Consider the following 25,685-nt stretch of genomic DNA (forward strand, 5'->3'; position numbering starts at 1 on the left):
CCGATGACCTACAGCCCCAAGTCCGATTTCCTGCGCGTGATGTTCGAACGCGGCTATGTCGCCGACTGCACGGACTATGCGGCGCTGGACCAGGCGCTGCTGGACGGGCCGGTCACGGCCTATATCGGCTATGACGCGACGGCGGCGTCGCTGCATGTGGGCCACCTGCTGAACATCATGATGCTGCGCTGGTTCCAGAAGACCGGCAACCGCCCGATCACGCTGATGGGCGGGGGCACGACCAAGGTGGGCGATCCGTCCTTCCGGTCCGAGGAACGGCCCCTGCTGACCGAGGACGCGATCCAGTCCAATATCGATGGGATGCAGCAGGTCTTTGCGCGCTATCTGGATTACGGCGACGGCCGGGCCACCATGCTGAACAACGCCGAATGGCTGGACGGGCTGAACTATCTGGAATTCCTGCGCGACATCGGGCGGCATTTCAGCGTCAACCGGATGCTGTCCTTCGAATCCGTCAAGTCCCGGCTGGACCGCGAACAGTCGCTGTCCTTCCTGGAATTCAACTACATGATCCTGCAGGCCTATGACTTCCTGGAACTGCATCGCCGCTATGGCTGCCGGCTGCAGATGGGCGGGTCGGACCAGTGGGGCAACATCGTCAACGGCATCGACCTGACGCGCCGGGTGGATGACGCGGTGATCTGGGGCCTGACCTCGCCCCTGCTGACCACCAGCGACGGGCGCAAGATGGGCAAGTCGGCTGGGGGTGCTGTCTGGCTCAACGGGGCGATGCTGTCTCCCTATGAGTTCTGGCAATTCTGGCGCAATACCACCGACGCCGATGTGGGCCGCTTCCTGAAGCTTTACACCGAACTGCCGGTCGAGGAATGCGACCGCCTGGGCGCGCTGCAAGGGTCCGAGATCAACGAGGCCAAGGTTCTGCTGGCCAACCAGGTCACCACCTTGCTGCACGGGGCCGAGGCCGCCGCAAGCGCCGAGGCCACTGCCCGCCAGGTCTTCGAACAGGGCGGCGCCGGCGGCGATCTCGAGGTCGCGACCATCGGCGCCGACGCGCTGACCGGCGGCATGACGGTGGCGCAACTGCTGGTCCAGACGGGCATCACCGCCTCGGGGAAAGAGGCCAAGCGCCTGATAGCCGAGGGCGGGCTGCGGCTGAACAACGAAGCCGTGTCCGACCCGCAGATGACGGTGGATGCCGCGCTGATCGGCAAGGGGCTGAAGGTGTCGGTGGGCAAGAAGAAGCACCGGATGGTCCAGGTCGGCTGATGCGTCTGCTGCATGGCAGCATTGCAAGCAGGATTGACGCTGCGTCGCAGCAATGGACACCGTGGCATACCATCCCTATCTGTCTGCGTGGGAGGATTAATCCGACCATGGAAGACAGGATAATGGAACAGAACACCGCACAACCCCTCAGCATCAGCGCCCGCAAATTGCAGGCCCAGGCCGATGCCGTGCTGGATCAGATGTTCGCGTATTTCACCCGCGAGGAAGCGCCGCGCGTGATTGAAACCCGTCGCGCCGCCTGATCACGGCCAGACTGTTTGGATTTCCGGGGGCGTTCGCGCCCCCTTTGCATGTCCGGATGTCAGCGCGCCACCGCCCGGGGATACCCGTTCGCCCGCAGCCGCGCCAAGGCCGAGACCAGCGCCTGCCGGTCGGCAAAAGGCCCGGCAAGTATTTCCCTTCGCACCTTGTCATTCGTCCTCTCGCTGCGTTGCGCCGTGCGATAACCCAGGCTGGACAACCGCCGCAGGGCTGCAAGGGCATTGGCTTCGTCTGCATAGGTGCCGATCCAGACATAGCGCGCGCTGGCGGGGATCATCTCGGCCAAGGGCGCACCGGGCCGGGGCGGTTCGGAACGGCGTGCGACAACTGACGCAGGCTTGGCGCCACCCTGGATGGTGTCTGCCTGGGGACGCCTTGCGGGCGCAGGATCTTCTGCCTTTTGCGGCATCTTCGCCGGACGGGTGCCGGATGGCGATGCCGCGGCAGCCTTTGGTTCGACAACCGTTGCTGCCACCACTGCCGGCGCTGGGTCAGCCTTCATGCCGGGGCAAAGTCCCTGCGTCACGTCACCGCCGATGATCGGCGTCTTGTCGCCAGCGGGGCGATAGCCCAGTCGCGCGCACAGCCCGTCGGGCGCTTGGCCCGCCATGGCGCTGCGCAGGCGCGCCTCAAGTTCGACCTGCTGGGCCAGGGTCTTGTCCAGTTCCGCTTGTGCAGGATCCGGTGCGGTTTCCAAGGCTGTGGGCGGCGCGCCTGCGGCCAGATCCCCGGACCGCAAGCCCTCGGCCAACACGGCCGTCAACGCCTCCTCGGGGGTCGGCACGGTTCCAGACGCACCGGCTGCCTCGGCCGGCTGGCTGGGGGGAAAGCCGCAGACCGCCCTTCCCTCCTTGTCGAGCCGTGGCAGCCATGCGGTGCCTTCCTTGACGAAGACGCATCCGCTGCGGTCAATGTATTGCGCACCCGGATAATCGCCGGGAGGAGGCGGTTCGGGCGCGGCCAAGACCTGCCCCGGCAGCAGAACCGCCATCACCATCCAAGCAAAGACCCGCATCGGCCACCCGCAATTCGTTTCCACGAATCACAGATAGCCCCTAAGCCTGAAACGCCGGTTAACGCGGTTACTTCGTTCCGAACATCCGGTCGCCCGCGTCGCCCAGGCCCGGCACGATATAGCCGTGATCGTCCAGCCTTTCGTCCAGGGACGCCGTGAAGATCGGCACGTCGGGATGGGCCTGGCGCATCCGTTCGACGCCCTCGGGGGCAGCCAGAAGACACAGGAAGCGCAGGTTGGTGGCCCCGCGCGCCTTCAGCATGTCGATGGCCGCAACGGATGAATTGCCCGTGGCCAGCATCGGATCGACGACGATGGTCAGCCGCGCGTCCAGTTCCTTGGGAACCTTGCAGTAATATTCGACCGGCAGCAGCGTTTCGGGGTCGCGGTAAAGACCCACGAAGCCGACGCGGGCCGAGGGGATCATTTCCAGGATCCCGTCCAGCAGGCCGTTGCCCGCCCGCAGGATCGAGATCAGGGCGAGCTTTTTCCCTTCAAGCGTGGGCGCGTCCATCTCGCAGACGGGGGTCTCGATCCGGGTGGTGGTCAGTTCAAGTTCGCGCGTGACCTCATAGGCCAGCAGCAGGCTGACCTCTCGCAGCAGGCGGCGGAAGCCAGCGGTGGACACGTCCTTCTTGCGCATGATCGTCAGCTTGTGCTGGACAAGGGGATGGTCGATGACGGTCAGGTGCTGTTGGGTCACGGAAACTCCTTCAAAAGCCGGTCGCGGGTCGCCTGGTCGCAGAAAGCAGCCTCGGCGGCCCAGCGGTTGATCTGGGCGAATTCCGTATCGCCCCAACCGAAGGCGTCGGCAAGCCGGTCGTATTCATGCCGCAACGTCGTGTGAAAGAAGGGCGGATCATCGGTGGATACGGTGACGCGCACCCCGGCGTCGGCCAGCCGCGCGATCGGGTGGGCGGACCAGGCGGGATAGATGCCAAGCGCGACGTTCGAACCGGGGCAGACTTCAAGTGTCACCCCCTTGTCGGCAAGGTCGCGAACCAGGGCCGGATCCTCGGTCGCGCGGACCCCGTGGCCGATGCGGGTGCAGCCGAGGGACAAGGCATCGCGGATGCTGTCGGGGCCGCGCCATTCGCCCGCATGGCAAGTCAGGCCAAGACCCGCCTCCTTCGCGCAGTCGAAGGACCAGGCGTAATCGGTCGCGCGGCCCACGGTTTCCGCCCCGCCCATGCCGAAGCCGGTCACCCAATCGCCCGCCGTTTCCGCCGCGCAGATCGCGGTCTTCCTGGCACGATCCGGGCCGAAATGGCGGATTGCCGTCAGGATTGCGCGGCTGTCGATGCCATGGGCCCGGGACTTGTCCGCGACCTCGGTCATGGCCGCCAGATAGTCGCGCCAGGCCGACAGGTCAGCCCCGCCGCAGAACTCGGGCGAGACGAACAGCTCGGTATAGATCACGCCCTGTTCGGCAGATCGTTCCAGCACCTCGGCCAGAAGGCGGGCGAAATCCTGCGGCGTCCGCAGCACGCAGGTTGCCGCTTCGTAACAACGCAGGAAGCCGTCGAACCCGTCATAGGAATAGTTCCCCTGCTCGTCGAAGACGCCGCTCAGATCGGCATGCTTCTCGGCTGCAAGGCCACGGATGAAGGCGGGCGGGGCGGCCCCTTCCAGATGCAGGTGCAGTTCTATCTTCTTCACAGGAACGACCTTCCATGATCGGGCGCGGGCAAACCCAGATGCGCCATGACCGAGGCGCCGATGTCGCTGAAGCCGACCAAGCCAATCTCGCGGAGGCCGACGCCGTGCCCCAGCACCGCCACGCGTTCGCGGGTGTGGTCGGTGCCATGCCAGGATGGGTCGTTGCCGTGATCGGCGGTGAAGATCGCCAGATCGCCCGGTCCCAACGCGTCCAGGAACCGCCCGGCAACCCCGTCGAACCATTCCAGTTGTGCGGCATAGCCGGGAATGTCGCGGCGATGGCCGAAATTCGTGTCGAATTCGACGAAGTTGGCGAATGTCAGGCTGCCCGGTTCGGCTTCGCGTCCCAAGCGCACCAGATGTTCGGCAAGATCGGCGTCGGACTTGCCCTTGTGCAGGTGGGTGATTCCGCGATGGCTGAAGATGTCGCCGATCTTGCCGATGGCATGGGTCACGCGCCCTGCCCCTTGGGCGATATCCAGGATCGTGCGGCCCGGCGGCGCGATGGCGAAGTCGCGGCGGTTGCCTGTGCGGCGGAAATCGCCGGGCGCATTGCCCAGGAAAGGCCGCGCGATCACCCGGCCCACGCGCATATCGTGCAGCGTTGGCGCCAGCGCCTCGCACAGCCCGATCAGGCGGTCCAGGCCGAAATGATCCTCATGCGCGGCGATCTGCAACACGCTATCGACCGAGGTATAGCAGATCGGCCAGCCGGTGCGGATATGCTCGGCCCCAAAATCCTCGATCACCTGCGTGCCGGATGCGTGGCAGTTGGCTAGAATCCCCTCGGTCCCCGCCAGATCGCAGACGCGGGCTGTCACCTCGGGTGGAAAAGCGGGGGTGGTGTCGGGAAAATAGTGCCAATCCCAGGGGACCGGCACGCCCGCGATCTCCCAATGACCCGAGGGGGTATCCTTGCCGCGCGAGATTTCGGTGGCCGCACCCCACAGCCCCTGCGGCGGCACCATCAGCCCCGGCGCATCCTGCCCCGACGCAAGACGCACCGCCGCGCCAAGGCCAAGCCGCGCCAGGTTCGGCATGTGCAGCGGCTGCGCCTGCGTGATATGTGCCACGGTGTTCGCGCCCGTATCGGGCAGGCTGTCGTTGAAGAACTGGTCGGCGTCGGGCGCCCCGCCGATACCGACGCTGTCCATCACGATCAGGAATGCGCGCCTGTTTGTCACGGCGCGATCCTGTCGCGGACCAGCGGGCCAGGGGCGCCATCCTCTCCCAACCGATAGGCGGCAGAAACGGCGGCGATGGCGACCTCGGCCGCAGTGTCGTCGGCGGCATGGACCAGGGCCAGGGGGCGGCCGGGTCCGACCTCATCGCCCAGTTTCGCCAGCATGGACAGGCCCACGCGCGGGTCGATCGCCTCTCCTGCGCGGACGCGGCCCCCGCCAAGGGCCACGACGGCATGACCAAGCGCGGTGACGTCGATCTGGGCGATCCGGCCTTCGGGCGTTGGGACGGGGCGGACGACCGGCGCCGGGGCCAGATGCGTGTCAGGCCGGTCCAGAAGATCGGCGGGGCCGCCCTGGGCGGCGACCATGCGGCCGAAGACCTCGGCCGCCGCGCCGGAATCCAGCAGGTCTTCCAGCCCCTCGTCCCCCTGCCCCGCAAGGCGCAACACCTCGGACGCAAGCGCCAGGGTCAGGTCGCGTAGCGCGCCGGGTTCGCCTTTCAGGACCCGGATGGATTCGGCGATTTCCAGGGCGTTTCCCGCGCTGCAGGCCAGGGGCTGATCCATGTCGGTGATCAGCGCCGCCGTCGGACAGCCTGCGCCATTGGCCGTTTCCACCAAGGCCTGCGCCAGCCGCTGCGAGGATTCGGCCTTGCGCAGGAACGCCCCCGACCCGGCCTTCACGTCCAGCACAAGCGCCTGCAATCCCGCCGCCAACTTCTTCGACAGGATGGATGCGGTGATCAGGTCGATCGACTCCACCGTCGCGGATTCGTCGCGGATCGCATACAGCCTGCGGTCGGCAGGGGCGAAATCGCCGCTGGCCGCGACGATGGCGCAGCCGACGGTGCGGACGATGCGACGAAAATCATCCTCGGATTGGTCGCAGCGGTATCCGGGTATCGCTTCCAGCTTGTCCAGGGTGCCGCCGGTATGGCCCAGTCCGCGCCCCGAGATCATCGGCACGAACACCCCTCGCGCGGCCAACAAGGGCGCCAGGGCCAGGCTGACCGCATCTCCGATGCCGCCCGTGGAATGCTTGTCCACGACCGGCCCCGGCAGATCCCAATGCAGCACATGCCCCGAATCGCGCATGGCCCGCGTCAGCGCCACCCGCCCCGGCACGCCTATGCCCTTGACCAGGACGGCCATGGCAAAGGCGCCCGCCTGCGCGTCGCTGACCGATCCGTTCGCCAGTCCCTGCGCGATCAGCGCCGCACCCGGCCCGTCAAGGCCGCGACCGTCGCGGATCGCCGCGATCACCGGGCGGGGATCGGTCATTATGCCTTGACCATGTGCCCGGCGTCGAAACGCCCCGGCAACAGCTCGCCCACCGTTGTGGCCAGCGTCGCGCCGTCCGTCGTTGCCAGCAGCACGGGCGTGTCCTGGCGGCCGAATTCAGCCAGCTTCTGCCGGCAGCCGCCGCAGGGCGGCACGGGCGACGGACTGTCGGCGATCACCGCGACCTCGATCAACTCTGTCTCACCCGCCGCGACCATGGCGGAAATCGCCCCGGCCTCGGCGCAGGTGCCTTCGGGATAGGCCACATTTTCCACATTGCAGCCGCGATAGATGGCGCCAGACGCGCCACGGATGGCAGCACCCACTTTGAACCGGGAATAAGGCACATAGGCCATTTCGCGCACCTCGCGGGCGGCATCCAGCAGCGACATCCTCGGCTCCTTCATCCTGTGGCGGCAGTTTTGCGCAGGGTTGCCGCTAACGCAAGCCGAAGGCTTCTGTTCCCCGCCGGGGAAATGGTTTAACGGTCAACTAATTCGCTTTCGAGGGGGACAAAGATGGAAGAACGCAGGCAGGACAATGCCCGGCAAGAGGCGCTTGATTATCACGAATTCCCGCGTCCGGGTAAGCTGGAGATCCGAGCGACCAAACCGCTGGCCAACGGCCGCGACCTGAGCCGCGCCTATTCCCCCGGCGTGGCCGAGGCCTGCCTGGAGATCCAAGCCGACCCGGCCACGGCCAGCCGCTATACCTCGCGCGGCAATCTGGTCGCGGTGGTGTCGAACGGAACCGCCGTTCTGGGCCTTGGCAATATCGGTGCGGCCGCCTCCAAGCCAGTGATGGAGGGCAAGGCCGTCCTGTTCAAGAAATTCGCCAATATCGACTGCTTCGACATCGAGGTGAACGAATCCGACCCCGAGAAGCTGGCCGATATCGTCTGCGCGCTGGAACCCACCTTCGGGGCGGTGAACCTGGAAGACATCAAGGCCCCCGACTGCTTCATCGTCGAAAAGCTGTGCCGCGAGCGCATGAACATCCCGGTCTTCCACGACGACCAGCATGGCACCGCCATCGTGGTCGGCGCGGCGGCCACCAACGCGCTGCATGTCGCGGGCAAGCGGTTCGAGGATATCAAGGTCGTCTCGACCGGCGGAGGGGCGGCGGGGATCGCCTGCCTCAACATGCTGCTGAAGCTGGGGGTGAAGCGCGAGAACGTCTGGCTCTGCGACATCCACGGGCTGGTCTACAAGGGTCGGGTCGAGGACATGACCGTCCAGAAGGCCGCCTTCGCCCAGGACACCGAAGCCCGGACCCTGGGCGAGGTGATCGACGGCGCGGACCTGTTCCTGGGCTTGTCCGGCCCCGGCGTCCTGAAGCCCGAGATGGTGGCCCGCATGGCCTCCCGCCCGATCATCTTCGCGCTTGCGAACCCCAATCCCGAGATCGTGCCCGACGATGCGCGCGCCGTCGCCCCCGACGCGATCATCGCCACGGGCCGCAGCGATTTCCCGAACCAGGTGAACAACGTCCTGTGCTTCCCCTTCATCTTCCGGGGCGCGCTGGATGTGGGCGCAACCACCATCAACTCGGAAATGGAACTGGCCTGCATCGAGGGCATCGCGGCCCTTGCGCGCGCCACCACCACCGCCGAGGCGGCCGCCGCCTATCGCGGCGAGACGCTGACCTTCGGGCCGGAATACCTGATCCCGAAACCGTTTGATCCGCGCCTGGTGGGTGTCGTCAGTTCCGCCGTAGCCCGCGCCGCGATGGAAACCGGCGTGGCGACTCGGCCCATCGCCGACCTGGACGCCTACAAGCGCAAGCTGGACAGTTCCGTCTTCCGGTCCGCCCTGATCATGCGACCCGTCTTCGAGGCCGCCGCGACCGCCACCCGCCGCATCGCCTTCGCCGAGGGCGAGGATGAACGCGTCCTGCGCGCGGCCAATGCCATGCTGGAGGAAACGACCGACGTGCCGATCCTGATCGGCCGACCCGAGGTGATCGCCATGCGCGCCGAACGCGCAGGCCTGCCGATCCGCCCCGAACGCGATTTCCAGATCGTGAACCCTGAAAACGACCCCCGTTATCGCGACTACTGGGAAACCTATCACACCCTGATGGCCCGGCGGGGGGTCAGCCCCGACATCGCGCGGGCGATCATGCGCACCAACACCACGGCCATCGCCGCCGTCATGGTCCACCGGGGCGAAGCCGACAGCCTGATCTGCGGCACCTTCGGGCAATATTCGTGGCACCTGCGCTATATCCGGGAAATCCTGGCTCGTGACGGGCTGTCCCCGGTGGGCGCGCTGTCGATGATCATCCTGGAGGACGGGCCGCTGTTCATCGCGGACACCCAGTGCCACGACGACCCAACGCCGCAGCAGGTGATGGACACGGTCATGGGCGCTGCCCGCCATGTCCGCCGCTTCGGCCTGACGCCCAAGATCGCGCTGTGTTGCCATTCGCAATTCGGGAATCTGGACACCTACACGGGCCGCAAGATGCGCGAGGCGCTGGCCCTGCTGGACGCCAGGAAGCCCGACTTCATGTATGATGGCGAAATGCATGTCGACTCGGCTCTCAGCCCGGAGCTGCGCGAACGGATCTTCCCCGGATCGCGGCTGGAAGGCGTGGCGAACGTGCTGGTCTTTGCCGGCACCGACGCGGCATCCGGCGTTCGCAACGCGCTGAAGATGCGCGCCAACGGGCTTGAGGTCGGGCCGATCCTGATGGGCATGGGCAACCGCGCGCATATCGTCACCCCTTCGATCACCACGCGCGGCCTGCTGAACATGAGCGTTCTGGCGGGAACCCCGGTCGCGCATTACAGTTGATCCCTGCGCCGGGCGATTCGGCTGATGATCGCCCGGCGCGCTGCATCCGCAAGGCTGCATTTGCAAACATGTTGCCCCTGTATGGGCTGGTTTGCAGGTTTTTCCGTTTTGCAAATACCTCTCGCATGGATTTGCTACATTTCGTCAAGCGGCGACGACCTGACCCGCTAACATTGTTGCGCGAACCCGCCACCCCTGCGTAACACATGCGCAGGAGTGAGGAGACAAGACCATGTCGTATCGCGAAACCTATGCCGCCTGGCAGGCCGATCCCGAAGCCTTCTGGATGGACGCATCCCGCACGATCGATTGGGACCGACCGCCAAGCCGGGCCTTCTTCGATCAGGGACCGGCGGGGGAATGGTATGCCGACGGGATGCTGAACGCCTGCTGGAACGCCGTTGACCGCCATGTCGAGGCCGGGCGCGGCGACCAGCTTGCCATCATCCACGACAGCCCGATCACCCGGTCATGCCGGGGCATCACATACCGGGAATTGCGCGATCGCGTGGCCAGCCTTGCGGGCGCCTTGCGCGCCAAGGGCATCCAGAAGGGCGACCGGGTCATCATCTACATGCCCATGGTCCCCGAGGCGCTGGAGGCGATGCTGGCCTGCGCACGGCTGGGCGCGATCCATTCGGTCGTCTTCGGCGGCTTTGCCGCGCACGAACTGGCGGTCCGCATCAACGACGCCACGCCCAAGGCGATCATCGCGGCGTCCTGCGGGTTGGAACCCGGCCGCATCGTTCCCTACAAGCCGCTTCTGGACCGCGCGATCGAGGAAGCCACCCACAAGCCCGACTTCTGCGTGATCTTCCAGCGGGAACAAGAGGTCGCGCACCTGACCGAAGGCCGCGACGTCGCCTGGCACAGCTTCCAGTTCGGCGTCGAACCTGCGGAATGCGTGCCCGTCGAAGGCAATCATCCGGCCTATGTGCTCTACACCTCGGGGACGACAGGGCAGCCCAAGGGGGTGGTGCGGCATACCGGGGGGCATATGGTCGCGCTCGCCTGGTCGATGAAGAACGTCTATGACATCGACGCGGGCGACGTCTTCTGGGCGGCGTCCGACGTGGGCTGGGTCGTGGGCCACAGCTATATCTGCTATGGCCCACTGGCCGTCGGCGCCACCACCATCGTTTTCGAGGGCAAGCCGGTCGGCACCCCCGACGCCGCCGCCTATTGGCGCGTGATCCAGAACCACCGCGTCAAAAGCGTGTTCAGCGCCCCCACCGCGATCCGCGCCATCCGTCGCGAGGACCCTGAAGGCAAGCTAATCGGCGAATACAACCTGCGCCATTTCAAGACCCTGTATCTGGCGGGCGAACGCGCCGACCCCGACACCATCCAATGGGCCGAGGGAAAGCTGCGGGTGCCCGTCATCGACCACTGGTGGCAGACGGAAACCGGCTGGCCCATCGTCGCGAACCCCGTCGGGATCGAACTTCTGCCCGTCAAGCGCGGCAGCCCCTCGGTCACGCTGCCCGGCTATGACGTGCAGGTCCTGGACGAGGCGGGACATCCTGTCCCGGCGGGCACGCTGGGCGCGGTGGCCATCAAGCTGCCCTTGCCGCCGGGCACGCTGCCGACCCTGTGGAACGCCGAGGACCGGTTCCGCAAATCCTATCTGTCGCATTTCCCCGGCTATTACGAAACCGGCGACGCGGGCTATATCGACGAGGATGGATATCTCTACATCATGGCGCGCACGGATGACGTGATCAACGTCGCAGGCCATCGCCTGTCCACCGGCGCGATGGAGGAGGTTCTGTCGGCCCATCCCGCCGTCGCGGAATGCGCGGTGATCGGCGTCGCCGACAGCCTCAAGGGGCAGATGCCGCTGGGCTTTCTGTGCCTGAAGAAGGGGACGAACACCCCCGACCAGCAGGTCGTGAAAGAGGTCGTCGGCATGGTCCGCGACCAGATCGGCCCGGTCGCGGCCTTCAAGACCGCCTGCGTGGTGGACCGCCTGCCCAAGACCCGTTCGGGCAAAATCCTGCGTGCCACCATGGTCAAGATCGCCGACGGGGAAAGCTTCAAGACCCCGGCGACGATCGACGATCCGGCCATCCTGGACGAAATCGCCGCGGCCCTGCGCGCGGTCGGGTACCCGCAGCACGTCTAACAAAGATTTGCAGAACCCTTGTCGGTCATTGGCGTTTCACTGATGGAGGCGCCGATGACCACACAAGCACATTCCATCGTGGACCATATTCACCTGCGCTCGGTGCATCTCGACCAGGCCATTCTTTTCTATCAAGCCATCTTCCAGGCACTGGGCCGAAACAGCGATATGAAGGGCGGCCGGGACTGGCTGGAACTGGGCTGCTTCTATCTGGATGAGGCCGATGCCGATGCCCCGCCCAGCAGGATCCACCTGGCCTTCGCCGCCCGTTCGCGTGCCGAGGTGCAGGCCTTCCATGCCGCCGGCCTGAAGGCAGGCGGGACGGACAATGGCCCTCCCGGCCTGCGCGATTATCATCCTGGATATTATGCGGCCTATCTGCTGGACCCGGACGGGAACAACATCGAAGCAAAGTTCGACGAACGGACGGGCTAGCCCAGATCGCCGCCCAGACCCTGCATCAAGGGCAGGAAATCGGGGAAAGACGTCGCGATCGGTGCGCCGTCGTCGATGGAAACCGGTGCCTCGGATGCCAGTCCCAGGACCAGGAAGGACATGGCGATGCGATGGTCCAGATGCGTGACGGCCCTGCCGCCGCCCGGCACGCGGCCCATGCCATGCACGGTCATGCTGTCCTTCGTCTCCTCGATCTTCACGCCATTGGCCTCCAGCCCGCGGGCCATGGCGTCGATCCGGTCGCTTTCCTTGACCCGCAGTTCCGCCACGCCGTTCATGACCGTCGTGCCTTCGGCAAAAGCGGCGATGACCGACAGGATGGGAAATTCGTCGATCATGCTGGCGGCGCGTTCGGCGGGAACAACGACCCCTTTCAGCGCACCGTGACGGACCAGCAGGTCTGCCACCGGCTCGCCCCCTTCCTCTCGGGGATTTTCAAAGACGATGTCCGCGCCCATTTCCAGCAGCGTCACATACAGGCCATCGCGCGTCGGGTTGCGGCTGACGCCCGGCACACGGATCTCCGAACCGGGAACGATCAGGGCGGCGGCCACCGGGAAGGCCGCGCTTGACGGATCGCGCGGAACGGCAACCGGTTGCGCGCGCAGTTCGGGGCGGCCTTGCAGGGTGATAACATGGCCTTCCTCGGTCGTCTCGGCGCGAATGTCGGCGCCGAAACCTGCCAGCATCCGTTCGGAATGATCGCGGGTGGGTTCCGGCTCGATGACCACCGTCTCGCCCGGCACGTTCAGGCCCGCCAGCAGAATTGCCGACTTGATCTGCGCACTGGCCACGGGCGTGCGATAGCGAACCGGCAGGGGATCTGCCGCGCCCTGGATGGTGATGGGCAGCCGCCCGCCTTCCCGCGCGGTGATCTGCGCGCCGAACAGTTCCAGCGGGTCGGTCACGCGCGCCATGGGGCGGCGCGACAGGCTGGCATCGCCCGTGAAGGTCGCGGTGATCGGCGTCGTGGCCATGGCCCCCATGATCAGCCGCACCCCGGTGCCCGAATTGCCGCAGTCGATCACGCTTTCGGGTTCGGAAAACCCGCCCACGCCGACGCCATAGACGGACCATTCGCCATCGCCCAGACGCGTGACCTGCGCGCCAAAAGCCTCCATCGCCTTGGCGGTGTCCAGCACGTCCTCGCCTTCCAGCAGGCCGGTGATCCGCGTTTCGCCCACCGACAGCGCGCCCAGGATCAGCGCGCGGTGGCTGATCGACTTGTCGCCCGGAATGTGGGCCGTGCCGCGCAGCGGGCCGCTGCGGCGGGCAGTCATCGGGCGGGGTTCGGACGAATGGGACATGGGCACACCTGTTGATTGCGCGGTTCTTTTAGCGCCACCACCCCCGCGCGGCCAGCCCGTTCTTGCGCCCGAAGGCGGGTCTTCCTAGAACCGCGGGAACGGAGGTTCCCATGACAGAACTGGACAGCCTGAAGGCCCTGGCCGATCCCGAAAAGGCGGATCAGATGCAGGCCTATCACAAGACGCCGCGCGTCTATCTTGGGGTGGCGAACCCGCACCTGGACGACCTGGTCGCCGAATGGCGGGCCTCGCGGGACATCGAAGGACGCATCGACCTGGCGCGCGACCTGTGGGCAAGCGACATCCATGAAGCGCGGATCGCGGCGGCCAAGCTGCTGACCCAGGCACGCATCCGCCCCGACGATGCCGTATGGTCGCTGATCGCCGGATGGGCGGCAGAATTCGACGGCTGGGCCATCGCGGACAGCACCATGATCGCCGGGCAGAAGCGGCTGGTGGCCGATCCCTCGCGGCTGGACCAGGTCGAGACCTGGCTGGATCATCCGAACAAATGGACCCGCCGCGCGGCCCTGGTGGGCACCCTGCCCTGGGCCAAGATGAACAACCCGAAGGCCGACGAACTTGCCGCGCGGGAACACATCCTGAACTGGGCGGCGCGGCTGGCGGATGACCGCGACTGGTTCATCCAGAAGGCCATCGCCTGGTGGCTGCGCGACCTGTCCAAACGCGACGCGCCCCGCGTCCGGGCCTTCCTGGAGGGTCACGGGGCACGCATGAAGCCCTTTGCCCGCAAGGAAGCCCTGCGGCTGGTTCAGGACCGATAAACCTCAAGCGTCGGCAGGTCGGTCAGGGACACTCCCAGCAACTGCAGCGCGGGCAGCGACACCTGCGACCCGCCGCTGGCAGGACCGTCCAGGGGGATCAGATCGACCTTGGCCGACTTTCCGGTGGCCGGGTCCACGATCCGGCCGATTCCGCGTTCGCTGACCAAGGGCGTCTTGATCCAGAACCCTCCCTCGGACGGGTTGCCCAACGATGCGACGGTGGTGCCCAGCCTAGTCTCGGCCGCCTCAGCCGGTTTTGCGGCGGCGGCGCGCTGTTCGGGGGTCGTGGTGTCCAGTTGGGCAGCGGACGCCCGCGCTGCCGGACGCGGCGCAGGGGCACGGGTGACGGCAGCGGCCGCCGTGACCTGTTCAGCCGTCATCTGCGTCTGCGGGGCGGCATCGGCGCCGCGCCCTGCCGTCATCGCGCCTTGAGTGCAGCCCGCCAGAACGCCCGCAGTCAGGATCAACGCCGGGGCGACAATGGTGAAACGCATGAATTGTCCCTTCTGTCCCATATTCAGCTTCAACCTAGTCTGCATAACCCGACCCCGTCCACAACCAGTCGCCGCTTGTCTGCGATCAACACCGCGCATAGATTAAGGCCATGCAGCAAGCAGCCCCCCTTATCGACCCCTTCGCCCGGCCGATCACCTATCTGCGGGTGTCGGTCACGGACCGCTGCGACTTCCGCTGCGTTTATTGCATGGCCGAACACATGCAGTTCCTGCCCAAGGCAGAGCTTCTGACGCTGGAGGAGCTGGAGCGCCTGTGCAGCGCCTTTGTGGACCTTGGCGTGCAAAAGCTGCGCATCACCGGGGGCGAGCCCCTGGTCCGCCGCAACATCATGTCCTTCTTCCGCTCCATGTCGCGCCATTTGGGCAACGGTCTGGACGAATTGACGCTGACCACCAATGGCAGTCAGCTTGGCCGCTATGCCGGCGAACTGGTCGATTGCGGTGTCAGGCGGGTCAATGTGTCGCTGGACACGCTGGATGCGGACAAGTTCGCGGCGATCACCCGCTGGGGACGCCTGCCGCAGGTGCTGGACGGCATCCGTGCCGCGCAAGCCGCCGGGCTGCGGGTCAAGATCAACGCGGTCGCGCTGAAAGGCGTGAACGATGTCGAACTGTTCGACCTTGTCCGCTGGTGCGGCGACGAGGGTCACGACCTGACCTTCATCGAGGTCATGCCGATGGGCGATCTGGGCAACGAGGATCGGCTGGACCAGTACTGGCCCCTGTCCGACCTGCGCGCCCGCCTGGCCGAACGCTTTACCCTGATCGACCTTGCCGAACGGACCGGCGGCCCCGCCCGCTATGTCCGGCTGCAGGAAACCGGGCAGAAGATCGGCTTCATCACGCCCCTGACGCATAATTTCTGCGAAAGCTGCAACCGGGTGCGCCTGACCTGCACCGGCGAACTCTACATGTGCCTGGGCCAGGAGGATCGTGCGGACCTGCGCGCGCCGCTGCGCGCCTCGGCCGAGGATGCCGTGGTCAAGGACGCCATCCGCGCCGCGATCAGCCGCAAGCCCAAGGGCCACGATTTCGACTATTCCCGCCAGACCGTCGCGGGCCAGATGTCCCGCCACATGAGCCATACCGGCGGCTAGGGTGCGTGCCTGCACGCACCTTGGTCCGGCCGGCCGTGCGTGCAAGCACGCACCCTACTCGGCCGCCTGAATTCCTGCTTCCGCCTCGATCTTCTCGGCGCGTTCCTCGACCAGTTGCACGATATGGTCGATCATCTGATCGTTGGTCATCTTGTGGCTTTGCCGCCCGGCCAGATAAACCATGCCGCTGCCCGCGCCACCGCCGGTGAAGCCGATATCGGTCATCAGCGCCTCGCCCGGACCGTTGACGACGCAGCCGATGATCGACAGCGACATGGGCGTCTTGATATGTTCCAGCCGCTTTTCCAGCCTTTCCACCGTCTTGATCACGTCAAAGCCCTGGCGCGCGCAGGACGGGCAGGAAATGATCTGCACCCCCCGCGTCCGCAGGCCCAGCGACTTGAGGATTTCAAAGCCGACCTTCACCTCCTCGACCGGATCCGCCGACAGGCTGACGCGGATCGTGTCGCCGATCCCCATCCACAGCAGGTTGCCAAGCCCGATGGCCGATTTCACCGTGCCGCCGACAAAGCCGCCCGCCTCGGTGATGCCAAGATGGATCGGCGCGTCCGTGGCATCCGCAAGCTGCTGATAGGCGGCGGCGGACAGGAACACGTCGCTCGCCTTTACGCTGATCTTGAATTCGTGAAAGTCGTTGTCCTGCAGGATCTTGATGTGATCCAGGCCGGATTCAACCATCGCGTCCGGGCAAGGCTCGCCATATTTCTCCAGCAGGTGACGTTCCAGCGATCCCGCGTTCACGCCGATGCGGATGGAACAGCCGTGGTCCTTGGCGGCCTTGATGACCTCGCGCACGCGGCTTTCATCGCCGATATTGCCGGGATTGATGCGCAGGCAGGCGGCGCCCGCCTCGGCCGCCTCAATGGCGCGCTTGTAGTGGAAATGGATGTCGGCCACGATGGGGACCGGGCTTTCGCGGCAGATCTCGCGCAGGGCCCGCGTGGTTTCCTGATCGGGGGCGGAAATCCGCACGATGTCGGCCCCGGCGTCGGCGGCGCGGATCACCTGGTCCAGCGTGGCGCGCACGTCATGGCCGTTGGTGTTGGTCATGGTCTGCACGCTGATCGGCGCGTCGCCGCCCACGGGCACGTTGCCCACCATGATCTGGCGCGACTTCCGACGCTCGATGTTGCGCCAAGGACGGATGGGGTTCAGCGACATGGATGCCTCCGGGGGTTCGCCCCTTGCAGATAAGCCATCGCGACCAAGGCGGCAACCGCCGCACGGGGCTTTGATCGTTCAGGCAGGCAGGCGAAGCGCCGTCATCACGGATGCCAGCGTGCTGCGCGGCAACATCAGCAGCATCTTGCCCTCGATCCGCAGGGTCACGACGCCGTTCGCCATGTTGGATGTGCCAACCCGCCCGCCCGGCGCGAACTCGATCCCCTCGATGGGCCATTCCAGCCCCGTGCTGATCCCCCGCGCCGGTCCCATCGGATAGAGCGAGACCCGGGTGCCCGGCATCAGCGGCAAGGTCAGGCGCGGCGGCGCCACGAAGACCACGTCGTCGGACCCCAGAAGGATCACAAGGGGGCGGGGCGTGCTGGCCATTGTCGTCAATGCCGACAGCGTATGATCCAGACGCAGCCCGGCAAATCCCACCGCCATCACGAAAGGCGCCGCGATGCGGGTCAGGCACTTGGCGAAATCCGTGCTGTCCTGTTCGGCCACATGATGAATGCGTCCCGCCGGGATCAGCTTGCGCGCGCCGGCCGTGATGCTGTCCAGATCGCCGATCACCCAGTCGGGGGCCTGACCCAAGGCAAGCGCCCGGTCGGCCCCGCCATCGGCGGCCACAAGGGTCGGCGCCACCGCCAGCGCGGTCTGCAGGTCATAAGGGGTCGTCGCGCCGCCCCCGATCACGGTCACCCCCCGATCAGAGATGACCAGCGGCGGTATCATTCCCCGCGCCCGACGCCGGAAAAGACCCGCTTGAACGGCAGGATCCACAGGATGCCCAAGCCCACATAGACCGCGACCTCGACCAGGATCGGCTGGCGGCCAAAGCGCGCGTCCATCCAGTTGACCAGCGTCACCGCAGCGACGATGTAAAGCGGCAGGCCGATGACAAGGATCAGCAGCGACAGCCTCTTGCGTGTCTTCAGGTTCATCGCCGCCTCCGTTTCATCTTCTGTGGATAAATATCCCACGGGGGTCCGGGGGTGTGAAACCCCCGGTTTGCGCCCTCAGTCCGCAAAAGGATCCGTCACCAGGATGGTATCGTCCCGTTCAGGACTGGTCGAGAGCAGCGCGACCGGGCATTGGATCAACTCCTCGACCCGGCGGACATACTTGATCGCCGCCGCAGGAAGCTGCGCCCAGCTGCGCGCGCCTTGCGTGGATTCCTGCCAGCCTTCCATTTCCTCATAGATGGGCGTGACTTTGGCCTGCAGCGCGGCGGCCGTGGGCAGATAGTCGTATTTCACGCCATCGATCTCGTAGCCCACGCAGATCTTCAACGTGTCGAACCCGTCCAGCACGTCCAGCTTGGTCAGCGCGATGCCGTTCACGCCGCTGATGGCGCAGGTCTGGCGCACCAGCACCGCGTCGAACCAGCCGCAGCGGCGCTTGCGCCCGGTGACGGTGCCGAATTCATGCCCGCGTTCGCCAAGACGCTGCCCGTCGCCGTCGTGCAACTCGGTCGGGAACGGCCCCTCGCCCACGCGGGTGGTATAGGCCTTGACGATCCCCAGCACGAAGCCGATGGCCGAAGGTCCCATGCCGGTCCCGGACGCCGCCATCCCCGACATGGTGGTCGAACTGGTGACATAGGGATAGGTGCCGAAGTCGATATCCAGCAGCGACCCCTGCGCGCCTTCGAACAGGATGCGCTTGCCGGCCTTGCGGGCATCGGCCATGATCTTCCAGACCGGCTGGGCATAGGGCAGCAGCTTCGGCGCCACTTCCATCAGCCTGGCCTTCAACTCGGCCCGGTCGATGGGCTCGGCGCCCAGTCCCTGCCGCAAGGCATCGTGATGGGCCAGCAGGCGGTCCAGCCGCGCATCCAGCGTTTCCTCGTCGCCCAGATCCGCCACGCGGATGGTGCGGCGTCCCACCTTGTCCTCGTATGCCGGGCCGATGCCGCGGCCGGTGGTGCCGATCTTGGCCTTGCCCGCGGCTTCCTCGCGCAGCTTGTCCAGATCCTGGTGCAGCGGCAGGATCAGCGGGGTGTTCTCCGCGATCATCAGGTTATCGGTCGAGATCGTGACGCCCTGGCCCGACAGCTTGTCGATTTCCGAAAACAGCGCCCAAGGGTCCAGCACCACTCCATTGCCGATCACGGCCAGCTTGCCTTCCCGCACGATACCCGAGGGCAGCAGCGACAGCTTGAAGACCTTCTCGCCGATGACCAGCGTGTGCCCGGCGTTATGACCGCCCTGGAAACGCGCGATCACATCGGCCCGTTCGCTCAGCCAATCGACGATCTTGCCCTTGCCCTCGTCGCCCCATTGCGCGCCGACAACCACCACATTGGCCATGAACGGTCCTTCCATCTGCCCGAAAAATGTCCGGTGCAGGGTCTAGCGCAAGGCCGGGCCGGGGGAAAGCCGCGATTTGACCGGCGCGGCACCGGCCGCCTGCCCTTTTCCTTTCCGGTCGCAAGGTTTAGGTTCGCCGCCGGGCTGCAAGGGTACAGGGCATGTCGTTTTTCTCGAAACTGCGCGATCGGCTGACCCGATCCTCGTCAAAGATCGGCGAAGGATTGGACGGCATCGTGGACGCCGGACCTGCCCCTGCCGCCGTGACGCCGGCTGCCCCCCAGCCCATGGATCCACCGCCGCCTGCGGCGCCTGCGGCCCCTTCCGCCGGATTGGTCGGGCGCCTGTTCGGCACCGCCCCCGCCAAACCCGAGGAACCGCGTCGCGCCCTCGACGACGAGATGCTCGAGGAACTGGAGGACATGCTGGTCCAGGCCGACCTCGGCGTGGATACGGCCCTGCGCGTGACGGCCAATATCGCCGAAGGGCGGATGGGGCGCCGCCTGTCGGCCACCGAACTCAAGGAACTGCTGGCGACCGAGATCGCGCGGATCATGACCCCGGTGGCCCGTCCCCTGCCCCTTTACCCCAAGAAGCCGCAGGTCGTGCTGGTCGTGGGCGTCAATGGCGCGGGCAAGACGACCACCATCGGCAAGCTGGCAAGCCAGTTTCGCGCGGCGGGCAAGTCGGTGATGATCGCGGCGGGCGACACGTTCCGCGCGGCGGCCGTCGAACAGTTGCAAATCTGGGGCCAGCGGGCGGGCGTGCCGGTGATGGTCGCCGCGCAAGGCAGCGATCCCGCAAGCCTGGCCTTCGACGCCATGACGCGGGCCGAGGCTGAAGGCGCCGATCTTCTGATGATCGACACGGCCGGCCGCCTGCAGAACCGCCAGGACCTGATGGAGGAACTGGCCAAGATCGTCCGCGTGATCCGCAAGAAGGATCCAACCGCGCCCCACAACACCCTTCTGGTGCTGGACGCGACCACGGGCCAGAATGCGCTGAACCAGGTGGAAACCTTCCGCCAACTTGCCGATGTCTCGGGCCTGGTGATGACGAAACTGGACGGCACCGCGCGCGGCGGCGTGCTGGTGGCCCTGGCCGACCGCTTCGGCCTGCCGATCCATGCGATCGGCGTCGGCGAACAGATCGACGACCTAGACGCCTTCGACGCCAATGACTTCGCCCGCGCGCTTGTCGGGCTCTGACGCTTCTTCGTTGCCCAAATATCCTCGGGGGAACGCGCGAAGCGCGTGGGGGCAGACAGCCCCCGCCTAGCTTGCCACCCCAAGCTGCGCCAGAAACGGCCGCACATCACCAAGCGCCGCCCGGTGTGCAAAAAGCGTAGCCTGCGACTGCAGGATCGGCTCGGCCCCCAGGATCTTCAGGTTGTTGGCCCGCAGCGTTTCCCCGGACGAGGTGATGTCGGCCACCGCCTCGGCGGTCTGGTTGGCAACCGTGCCCTCAGTCGCGCCCTGGGAATCGACCAGCTGGTAATCCGCGACCTCGTGATGGGCCAGCCAGGCGCGGACCAGGCGGTGATATTTGGTGGCGATGCGCAGGCGGAAGCCATGGGCCGCGCGGAAGTCGCGCGCAATGGACGCGAAATCGTCCAGATCCTCGCAATCGCGCCAGCATTCCGGCACGGCCAGGATCAGGTCGGCATGGCCAAAGCCCATGGGCGCGATCTCGGCCACGTCCGACCGCCAGCCTGCCAGCTTCTCGCGCACCAGGTCGGTGCCAGTCACGCCCAGTTCAATCCGCCCTGCGGCAAGTTCTCGCGGGATCTCGCCCGCCGACAGCAGGACCAGCGACACCCCCTCCGCGCCCTGGACCTGGCCCGCATATTCGCGATCCGACCCGCTGCGCGACAGGGTGACGCCGCGCGCCGCGAACCAGTCGAAGGTCTGCTCCATCAGCCGCCCCTTGGACGGCACCCCCAGCCGGATCATCGCGCGGCCTCCAGTTCGGCGACAAGGCCGGGGCGGATGATGCCGCCCACCGCCGGAATCGCCCGACCGCCCCGGCCCAGAACGGCGGTCAACGCGTCATAGCGCCCGCCGGATGCCACCGGGGGCCAGTCAGGACGGTTCTGCGCCACGAAGCTGAAGGTGAAGCCGTCGTAATATTCCATCGTCTGCCGCCCATGGCTTGCATCGAACAGGATCGCGCCCGGCACGATGCCCAAGGCCGAGAGCATCGCCAGCCGATCCTCGATCCGTGCGACGGCGGAGCCAAGATCGGGCCATTCCGCGACCAGTCCGCGCAGATCCGCCAAGGCCGCAGGCAGGGGCGCGCGCACCGCAAACAGCCGTTCCAGCCGCGCGTTCCAGGCCGGGTCCAACGGCACCGCGTCCCGGTCGGCCAGCAGCCGGTCGATCCGGGCCTGCATCTCGTCCTCGCCGCGCAGGCCAGCCCAGGGGGCGACCGGTGCAGGCAGGACGCGCGCCTCGGCGGGCCGAGAGAACCGCGCCAGCAGCCGCGCAAAGCGGCGAGGCCGCCACAGGTGATGCAGCAGGGCATCGCGACGGGCATTTGACAGCGGCAGCGCCCGGACCGCATCCATCAGCAGCCCCGTATCGCCCGTCACGGCCTGCAGGCCATAGGGGGTCAGCAGCCGGTGGAACAGCCCGAAGACCTCGGCATCGGCCTCGCGATCATGGGCGAACAGCTCGAACCCCGCCTGCAGGTATTCGTTGTCACGCGGATTGGCAGGGCGCTCCTCGCCCGGATCCTGCTTGCGAAAGACCTCGCCCAGATAGCAGTATCGTGCCGGTTCCGCCCCGCCTGCCATGTGCATCTGCACCACGGGCACCGTGAAATCGGGCCGCAGCATCACCTCGCCCCGCAAGGGATCGGTCGAGGTATAGGCGCGGGCGCGGATATCCTCGCCATACAGATCCAGCAGCGTGTCGGCAGGCAGCAGGATGTCGGGCGCGACCTCAACCGCCCCCGCCTCGCGGAAGGCCTGCAGGAAACGCTGGCCGATGGCCTGCTTGTCGCGCTTGGGGATCATCCGACGATCCGCCTGACTTCCGCGACCAGATCGGCGCGCGGAACCTCGGTCTGGGCGGGTTGGGCTTTCCATTCGTCGAGGCTCGCCTCGGCCGCGATCCTTGCGCCCAGGACCAGATCCTTGACCTGCACCACGCCCCGCGCAGCCTCGTCGCCGCCCTGGATGATCGCCACCGGCGCGCCGCGCTTGTCGGCATATTTCAACTGGTTGCCGAAGTTCTTGGGATTGCCCAGATAAACCTCGGCCCGGATGCCTGCCGCCCGCAACTCGGACGCCATGGCCTGGTAATCCGCCATGCGGTCGCGGTCCATCACCGTCACGACCACCGGCCCCTGCGCCTGGGTTCCCGCAAGCCCCTTGGCCCGCAGCGCCGCCAGCAGCCGGTCCACGCCGATGCTGACGCCCGTTGCAGGCACCTTCTGGCCGGTGAATCGTTCCACCAACCCGTCATAGCGCCCGCCGCCCGCGACCGACCCGAACTGCCGCTTGCGGCCCTTCTCGTCCAGAATCTCGAAGGTCAGTTCGGCCTCGAAGACCGGGCCGGTGTAGTATCCAAGCCCCCGCACGATCGAGGGGTCGATGACCGCCCGATCCTCGGCCACGCCCATCGCGGCCAGCATGTCGGCGATCTGGGCCAGTTCCTCGACGCCCTCGGCCCCCATGGCGGACCCGCCAACCGCCGCGCGCAGGTTCGCCAGCGTCGCCGCGTTGTCCGCGCCTTTCGAGGTCAGGAAAGCCAGCACCGGCTGGGCCTGCGCCTCGCTCAACCCAACCCCCTCGATCATCGCGCCGCTGTCGTCCTTGCGGCCCGTGGTCAGCAGCGCCAGCACGCCCGCCTCGCCAACCTTGTCGAACTTATCGATCTGGCGCAGCACATCCTCGGCCTGCTCGGCGCGGACCTCGGCGGCCTCCAGCACGCCGTTCAGAACCTTGCGGTTGTTGATCCGCACGATGTAGTCGCCCCGCGCAATCCCCACCGCCTCCAGCGCATCGGCCAGCATCGCGCAGATCTCGGCATCCGCCGCGACGGAAGCCGACCCCACCGTATCCGCATCGCATTGATAGAACTGCCGGAACCGCCCCGGCCCCGGCTTCTCGTTCCGCCAGACCGGACCCATCGCATAGCGGCGATAGGGCGACGGCAGGTCGTTGCGGAACTGCGCCGCCACCCGCGCCAGGGGTGCCGTCAGGTCGTATCGCAGCGCCAGCCAGTCGCCAGAACCCCCGCCGGGCACGGCTTCCTCTTGCCAGGCAAAGACGCCGGCGTTGGGGCGATCCACGTCGGGCAGGAACTTGCCCAAGGCCTCGACCGTCTCGACGGCGCTGGTTTCCAGGGGATCGAAGCCATGGCGATGATAGATTTCGGCGATCCGGTCCAGCATCGCCTTGCGTTCCGTCACATCCGCGCCGAAATAGTCGCGAAAGCCCTTGGGCGTTTCCGCCTTGGGACGGGGTTGTTTTTTCTGATCTTTCGCCATGGTCCTGCCTTTCCGGCCAAATCCGTGGCTGCCTTAACCGAAGGGGCCGATATGGACAAGGATAGCGAAACGCGAATCCGGCAGCTTGAAGAAACGCTGGCGCATCTGACACGCGTGACCGACGACCTGCACGAGGTCATCGCCCGCCAGGACGGGGAAATCGCCCTGCTGACCCGCCGGGTCGAGATGCTGATGCGTTTCGCCGCCGAACAGCAGGCCGATGCCGAAGGCACGATCCCCCTGGCCGATCAGCGCCCGCCGCACTGGTAGCATCTTCTGTGGGGAAATATCCCGCGGGGGTCCGGGGGCGCGAAGCCCCCGGCCTTTTCTACCCGCGCATCTGCCGGAAGACCTGCGCCAGATGCTCGGTGGACGCATCATGCCCCGGCGCGTCCTCGCCCTTCAGCAGGGGTTCGACCTTCAGGGCCAATTCCTTGCCCAGTTCGACCCCCCATTGGTCGAAGCTGTTCAGCCCCAGGATCACGCCTTCCACGAAGACCCTGTGTTCGTAAAGCGCGACGATCTGGCCCAGGGTAAAGGGCGTCAGCTGTTCGATCAGCAGCGTGGTCGAAGGCCGGTTGCCGGGGAACACACGATGCCGCGCCTGCCGGTCCAGTTCGGCGCCCTCCAGACCCTTGGCAGACATCAGGGCGCGCGCCTCGTCCAGGGTCCGGCCACGCATCAGGGCCTCGGACTGGGCAAGGCAGTTGGCGGCCAGCAGGATATGGTGATGGGCCAGGTCGTCCTCGTGCCCCTTCGCGGCCAGGATGAATTCGCAAGGCACGGGCGTCGTGCCTTGGTGGATCAACTGATAGAAGGCGTGCTGGCCGTTGGTGCCGGGCTCGCCCCAGACGACCGGGCCTGATGGCAGGGCCAGGTCGGCTCCGTCCATTGCCACGCGCTTGCCGTTCGATTCCATCTCGAGCTGCTGCAGATAGGCGGGCAGCCGCAGCAGGCGGTTGTCATAGGGCAGCACGGCGCGCGTCGGATAACCGCAGATCTGGTGATGCCAGATGCCCACCAGGGCCAGCAGCACGGGCAGGTTTTCCGCCAGGGGCGCAGCGCGGAAATGCGCGTCCATCGCAGCACCGCCCGCCAGGAATTCGTCAAAGCGTTCGTCGCCGATGGCCAGCATCAGCGACAGCCCGATCGGCCCCCAGACGGAATAACGTCCGCCGACCCAATCCTCGAAGCCGAAGACGCGCGACGGTTCGATGCCGAACTCCGCCGTCTTGGCGGTGGCGGATGACAGCGCCACGAATTGCGCCGCCGGGTCGGTGACGACGCGGCCCATCCAGTCGCGGGCGGTCTGGGCATTGGTCATCGTCTCGATGGTGGTGAAGGTCTTGGATGCCACGATGACCAGCGTCGTCGCCGGGTCCAGGCCCTTCAGCGTGTCGGCGATGTCGGCGCCGTCCACGTTGCTGACGAAATGGCAGCGCGGCCCGTCGTGATAGGGCGCCATCGCCAGCACCGCCATATAGGGACCCAGATCCGACCCGCCGATGCCGATATTGACCACATCGGTGATCTTGCCGCCCTGCCCCGTGAAGGCGCCCGACCGGACGTCACGGGCGAAATCCGCCATGCGGTCATGCGTCTCGCGCACGGCGGGCATCACGTCCTGGCCGTCCACCATCACGCTGCCGCGCAGGTTGCGCAGGGCGGTGTGCAGGACGGCGCGGCCCTCGGTCTCGTTGATCCTTTCGCCGGTGAACATCGCCTCGCGGCGGGCCGCCACGTCGGCGCCCTCGGCCAGTGCCACCAGCAGGTCGCGCGCGGTCGCGTCGATCATCGTCTTGGACCAGTCGAAGACCAGCCCATCCGCCTGGGCGCAAAACGCGCGGGCGCGTCCAGGGTCGGCATCGAACAGGTCAGAGATCCGGCTGTCACCTTGCGCCTGGCGGTGGGATTTCAGGCGGGTCCAGATGTCGGTCATT

25 protein-coding genes are annotated in these 25,685 nt (G+C 66.6%); 9 read left to right on the top strand and 16 right to left on the bottom strand.

Going from position 1 to position 25,685, the window contains the following annotated elements; translation table 11 throughout:
* The first annotated feature begins 3 nt into the window (after positions 1–3).
* The gene (gene tyrS / locus IEX25_RS13150) at positions 4–1,248 is read left to right on the top strand and encodes a tyrosine--tRNA ligase (protein ID WP_188715471.1); all 1,245 of its coding nucleotides are present in this window, start codon (positions 4–6) and stop codon (positions 1,246–1,248) included.
* A complete protein-coding gene (locus tag IEX25_RS13155) occupies positions 1,248–1,511 on the top strand; it encodes a hypothetical protein (RefSeq protein ID WP_188715473.1) in 264 nt (87 codons plus the stop codon). Before tyrS ends, IEX25_RS13155 begins: the two co-directional genes overlap by 1 nt.
* A gap of 59 nt (positions 1,512–1,570) precedes the next feature.
* Here the strand turns inward: IEX25_RS13155 and IEX25_RS13160 are convergent, their stop codons facing one another.
* The 6 genes from IEX25_RS13160 to IEX25_RS13185 form a co-directional block, all read right to left on the bottom strand.
* Positions 1,571–2,545, bottom strand: coding sequence for an SPOR domain-containing protein (locus IEX25_RS13160; RefSeq protein WP_188715475.1), 975 nt, complete (start codon positions 2,543–2,545; stop codon positions 1,571–1,573).
* A gap of 67 nt (positions 2,546–2,612) precedes the next feature.
* Positions 2,613–3,248, bottom strand: coding sequence for a uracil phosphoribosyltransferase (gene upp, locus IEX25_RS13165; protein WP_103171033.1), 636 nt, complete (start codon positions 3,246–3,248; stop codon positions 2,613–2,615).
* On the bottom strand, positions 3,245–4,204 hold the full coding sequence (locus IEX25_RS13170; RefSeq protein WP_188715477.1) for an adenosine deaminase: 960 nt from the start codon (positions 4,202–4,204) through the stop codon (positions 3,245–3,247). Before IEX25_RS13170 ends, upp begins: the two co-directional genes overlap by 4 nt.
* The gene (locus IEX25_RS13175; protein WP_188715479.1) at positions 4,201–5,388 is read right to left on the bottom strand and encodes a phosphopentomutase; all 1,188 of its coding nucleotides are present in this window, start codon (positions 5,386–5,388) and stop codon (positions 4,201–4,203) included. The genes IEX25_RS13170 and IEX25_RS13175 overlap by 4 nt, the downstream gene beginning before the upstream one ends.
* Positions 5,385–6,668: a thymidine phosphorylase gene (locus tag IEX25_RS13180; RefSeq protein WP_188715481.1), complete on the bottom strand. Its 1,284-nt coding sequence runs from the start codon at positions 6,666–6,668 to the stop codon at positions 5,385–5,387. The genes IEX25_RS13175 and IEX25_RS13180 overlap by 4 nt, the downstream gene beginning before the upstream one ends.
* Complete coding sequence (locus tag IEX25_RS13185; protein WP_188715483.1) at positions 6,668–7,060, bottom strand: cytidine deaminase; 393 nt, start codon at positions 7,058–7,060, stop codon at positions 6,668–6,670. The genes IEX25_RS13180 and IEX25_RS13185 overlap by 1 nt, the downstream gene beginning before the upstream one ends.
* A 126-nt stretch (positions 7,061–7,186) precedes the next feature.
* Between IEX25_RS13185 and IEX25_RS13190 the strand changes: the two genes are divergently transcribed.
* From IEX25_RS13190 to IEX25_RS13200, 3 genes are all read left to right on the top strand, one after another.
* Positions 7,187–9,466, top strand: coding sequence for an NADP-dependent malic enzyme (locus tag IEX25_RS13190; protein WP_103171028.1), 2,280 nt, complete (start codon positions 7,187–7,189; stop codon positions 9,464–9,466).
* Between the two features lie 232 nt (positions 9,467–9,698).
* Positions 9,699–11,591 (top strand): propionyl-CoA synthetase, encoded by a 1,893-nt coding sequence (locus IEX25_RS13195; protein WP_188715485.1) that lies wholly within the window; start codon positions 9,699–9,701, stop codon positions 11,589–11,591.
* A 54-nt stretch (positions 11,592–11,645) separates the two neighbouring features.
* On the top strand, positions 11,646–12,026 hold the full coding sequence (locus tag IEX25_RS13200) for a VOC family protein (protein ID WP_103171289.1): 381 nt from the start codon (positions 11,646–11,648) through the stop codon (positions 12,024–12,026).
* Here the strand turns inward: IEX25_RS13200 and aroA are convergent.
* Positions 12,023–13,354, bottom strand: a complete 1,332-nt coding sequence (aroA, locus tag IEX25_RS13205; RefSeq protein WP_188715487.1) for a 3-phosphoshikimate 1-carboxyvinyltransferase — start codon at positions 13,352–13,354, stop codon at positions 12,023–12,025. The two genes, IEX25_RS13200 and aroA, sit on opposite strands and share 4 nt — an antisense overlap.
* A gap of 110 nt (positions 13,355–13,464) precedes the next feature.
* Here aroA and IEX25_RS13210 point away from each other — a divergent pair, with 110 nt between their 5' ends.
* Positions 13,465–14,139: a DNA alkylation repair protein gene (locus IEX25_RS13210; protein ID WP_188715489.1), complete on the top strand. Its 675-nt coding sequence runs from the start codon at positions 13,465–13,467 to the stop codon at positions 14,137–14,139.
* On the opposite strand, the gene IEX25_RS13215 is transcribed toward IEX25_RS13210, so the two are convergent.
* Positions 14,127–14,633, bottom strand: a complete 507-nt coding sequence (locus tag IEX25_RS13215) for a hypothetical protein (protein ID WP_188715491.1) — start codon at positions 14,631–14,633, stop codon at positions 14,127–14,129. The genes IEX25_RS13210 and IEX25_RS13215 overlap by 13 nt on opposite strands.
* A 110-nt stretch (positions 14,634–14,743) precedes the next feature.
* Between IEX25_RS13215 and moaA the strand changes: the two genes are divergently transcribed.
* On the top strand, positions 14,744–15,751 hold the full coding sequence (gene moaA / locus IEX25_RS13220; protein WP_188715492.1) for a GTP 3',8-cyclase MoaA: 1,008 nt from the start codon (positions 14,744–14,746) through the stop codon (positions 15,749–15,751).
* Positions 15,752–15,805: 54 nt separating this feature from the next.
* Here moaA and ispG read toward each other — a convergent pair whose 3' ends face one another.
* The 4 genes from ispG to IEX25_RS13240 all read right to left on the bottom strand — a co-directional run bounded on the left by ispG (position 15,806) and on the right by IEX25_RS13240 (position 19,251).
* Positions 15,806–16,933 carry a flavodoxin-dependent (E)-4-hydroxy-3-methylbut-2-enyl-diphosphate synthase gene (gene ispG / locus IEX25_RS13225; RefSeq protein ID WP_188715494.1) on the bottom strand — a complete coding sequence of 376 codons (1,128 nt, stop codon included), beginning with the start codon at positions 16,931–16,933 and terminating at the stop codon, positions 15,806–15,808.
* A 78-nt stretch (positions 16,934–17,011) separates the two neighbouring features.
* Positions 17,012–17,674, bottom strand: coding sequence for a thiamine diphosphokinase (locus IEX25_RS13230; RefSeq protein ID WP_188715495.1), 663 nt, complete (start codon positions 17,672–17,674; stop codon positions 17,012–17,014).
* Positions 17,671–17,883: a DUF2842 domain-containing protein gene (locus IEX25_RS13235; protein WP_103171021.1), complete on the bottom strand. Its 213-nt coding sequence runs from the start codon at positions 17,881–17,883 to the stop codon at positions 17,671–17,673. The genes IEX25_RS13230 and IEX25_RS13235 overlap by 4 nt, the downstream gene beginning before the upstream one ends.
* Before the next feature lie 75 nt (positions 17,884–17,958).
* Complete coding sequence (locus IEX25_RS13240; protein ID WP_188715497.1) at positions 17,959–19,251, bottom strand: adenylosuccinate synthase; 1,293 nt, start codon at positions 19,249–19,251, stop codon at positions 17,959–17,961.
* Between the two features lie 161 nt (positions 19,252–19,412).
* Here IEX25_RS13240 and ftsY point away from each other — a divergent pair, with 161 nt between their 5' ends.
* Positions 19,413–20,459, top strand: coding sequence for a signal recognition particle-docking protein FtsY (gene ftsY, locus IEX25_RS13245; RefSeq protein WP_188715499.1), 1,047 nt, complete (start codon positions 19,413–19,415; stop codon positions 20,457–20,459).
* Positions 20,460–20,525: 66 nt separating this feature from the next.
* Here ftsY and hisG read toward each other — a convergent pair whose 3' ends face one another.
* The 3 genes from hisG to hisS are packed head-to-tail and all read right to left on the bottom strand — an operon-like array spanning position 20,526 to position 23,745.
* Positions 20,526–21,203 carry an ATP phosphoribosyltransferase gene (gene hisG, locus IEX25_RS13250; RefSeq protein WP_188715501.1) on the bottom strand — a complete coding sequence of 226 codons (678 nt, stop codon included), beginning with the start codon at positions 21,201–21,203 and terminating at the stop codon, positions 20,526–20,528.
* Complete coding sequence (locus tag IEX25_RS13255; protein ID WP_188715503.1) at positions 21,200–22,267, bottom strand: ATP phosphoribosyltransferase regulatory subunit; 1,068 nt, start codon at positions 22,265–22,267, stop codon at positions 21,200–21,202. Before IEX25_RS13255 ends, hisG begins: the two co-directional genes overlap by 4 nt.
* Entirely contained in the window at positions 22,264–23,745 is a 1,482-nt protein-coding gene (gene hisS, locus IEX25_RS13260) for a histidine--tRNA ligase (RefSeq protein WP_188715505.1), read from the bottom strand. Before hisS ends, IEX25_RS13255 begins: the two co-directional genes overlap by 4 nt.
* Positions 23,746–23,796: 51 nt before the next feature.
* Between hisS and IEX25_RS13265 the strand changes: the two genes are divergently transcribed.
* Entirely contained in the window at positions 23,797–24,015 is a 219-nt protein-coding gene (locus tag IEX25_RS13265) for a SlyX family protein (protein ID WP_188715506.1), read from the top strand.
* A 58-nt stretch (positions 24,016–24,073) separates the two neighbouring features.
* Here IEX25_RS13265 and pgi read toward each other — a convergent pair whose 3' ends face one another.
* Positions 24,074–25,684 carry a glucose-6-phosphate isomerase gene (gene pgi, locus IEX25_RS13270; protein WP_188715508.1) on the bottom strand — a complete coding sequence of 537 codons (1,611 nt, stop codon included), beginning with the start codon at positions 25,682–25,684 and terminating at the stop codon, positions 24,074–24,076.
* Position 25,685 lies beyond the last annotated feature (1 nt).

The sequence above is a fragment of the Paracoccus acridae genome (assembly GCF_014642735.1).
Classification (GTDB): Bacteria; Pseudomonadota; Alphaproteobacteria; order Rhodobacterales; family Rhodobacteraceae; genus Paracoccus; species Paracoccus acridae.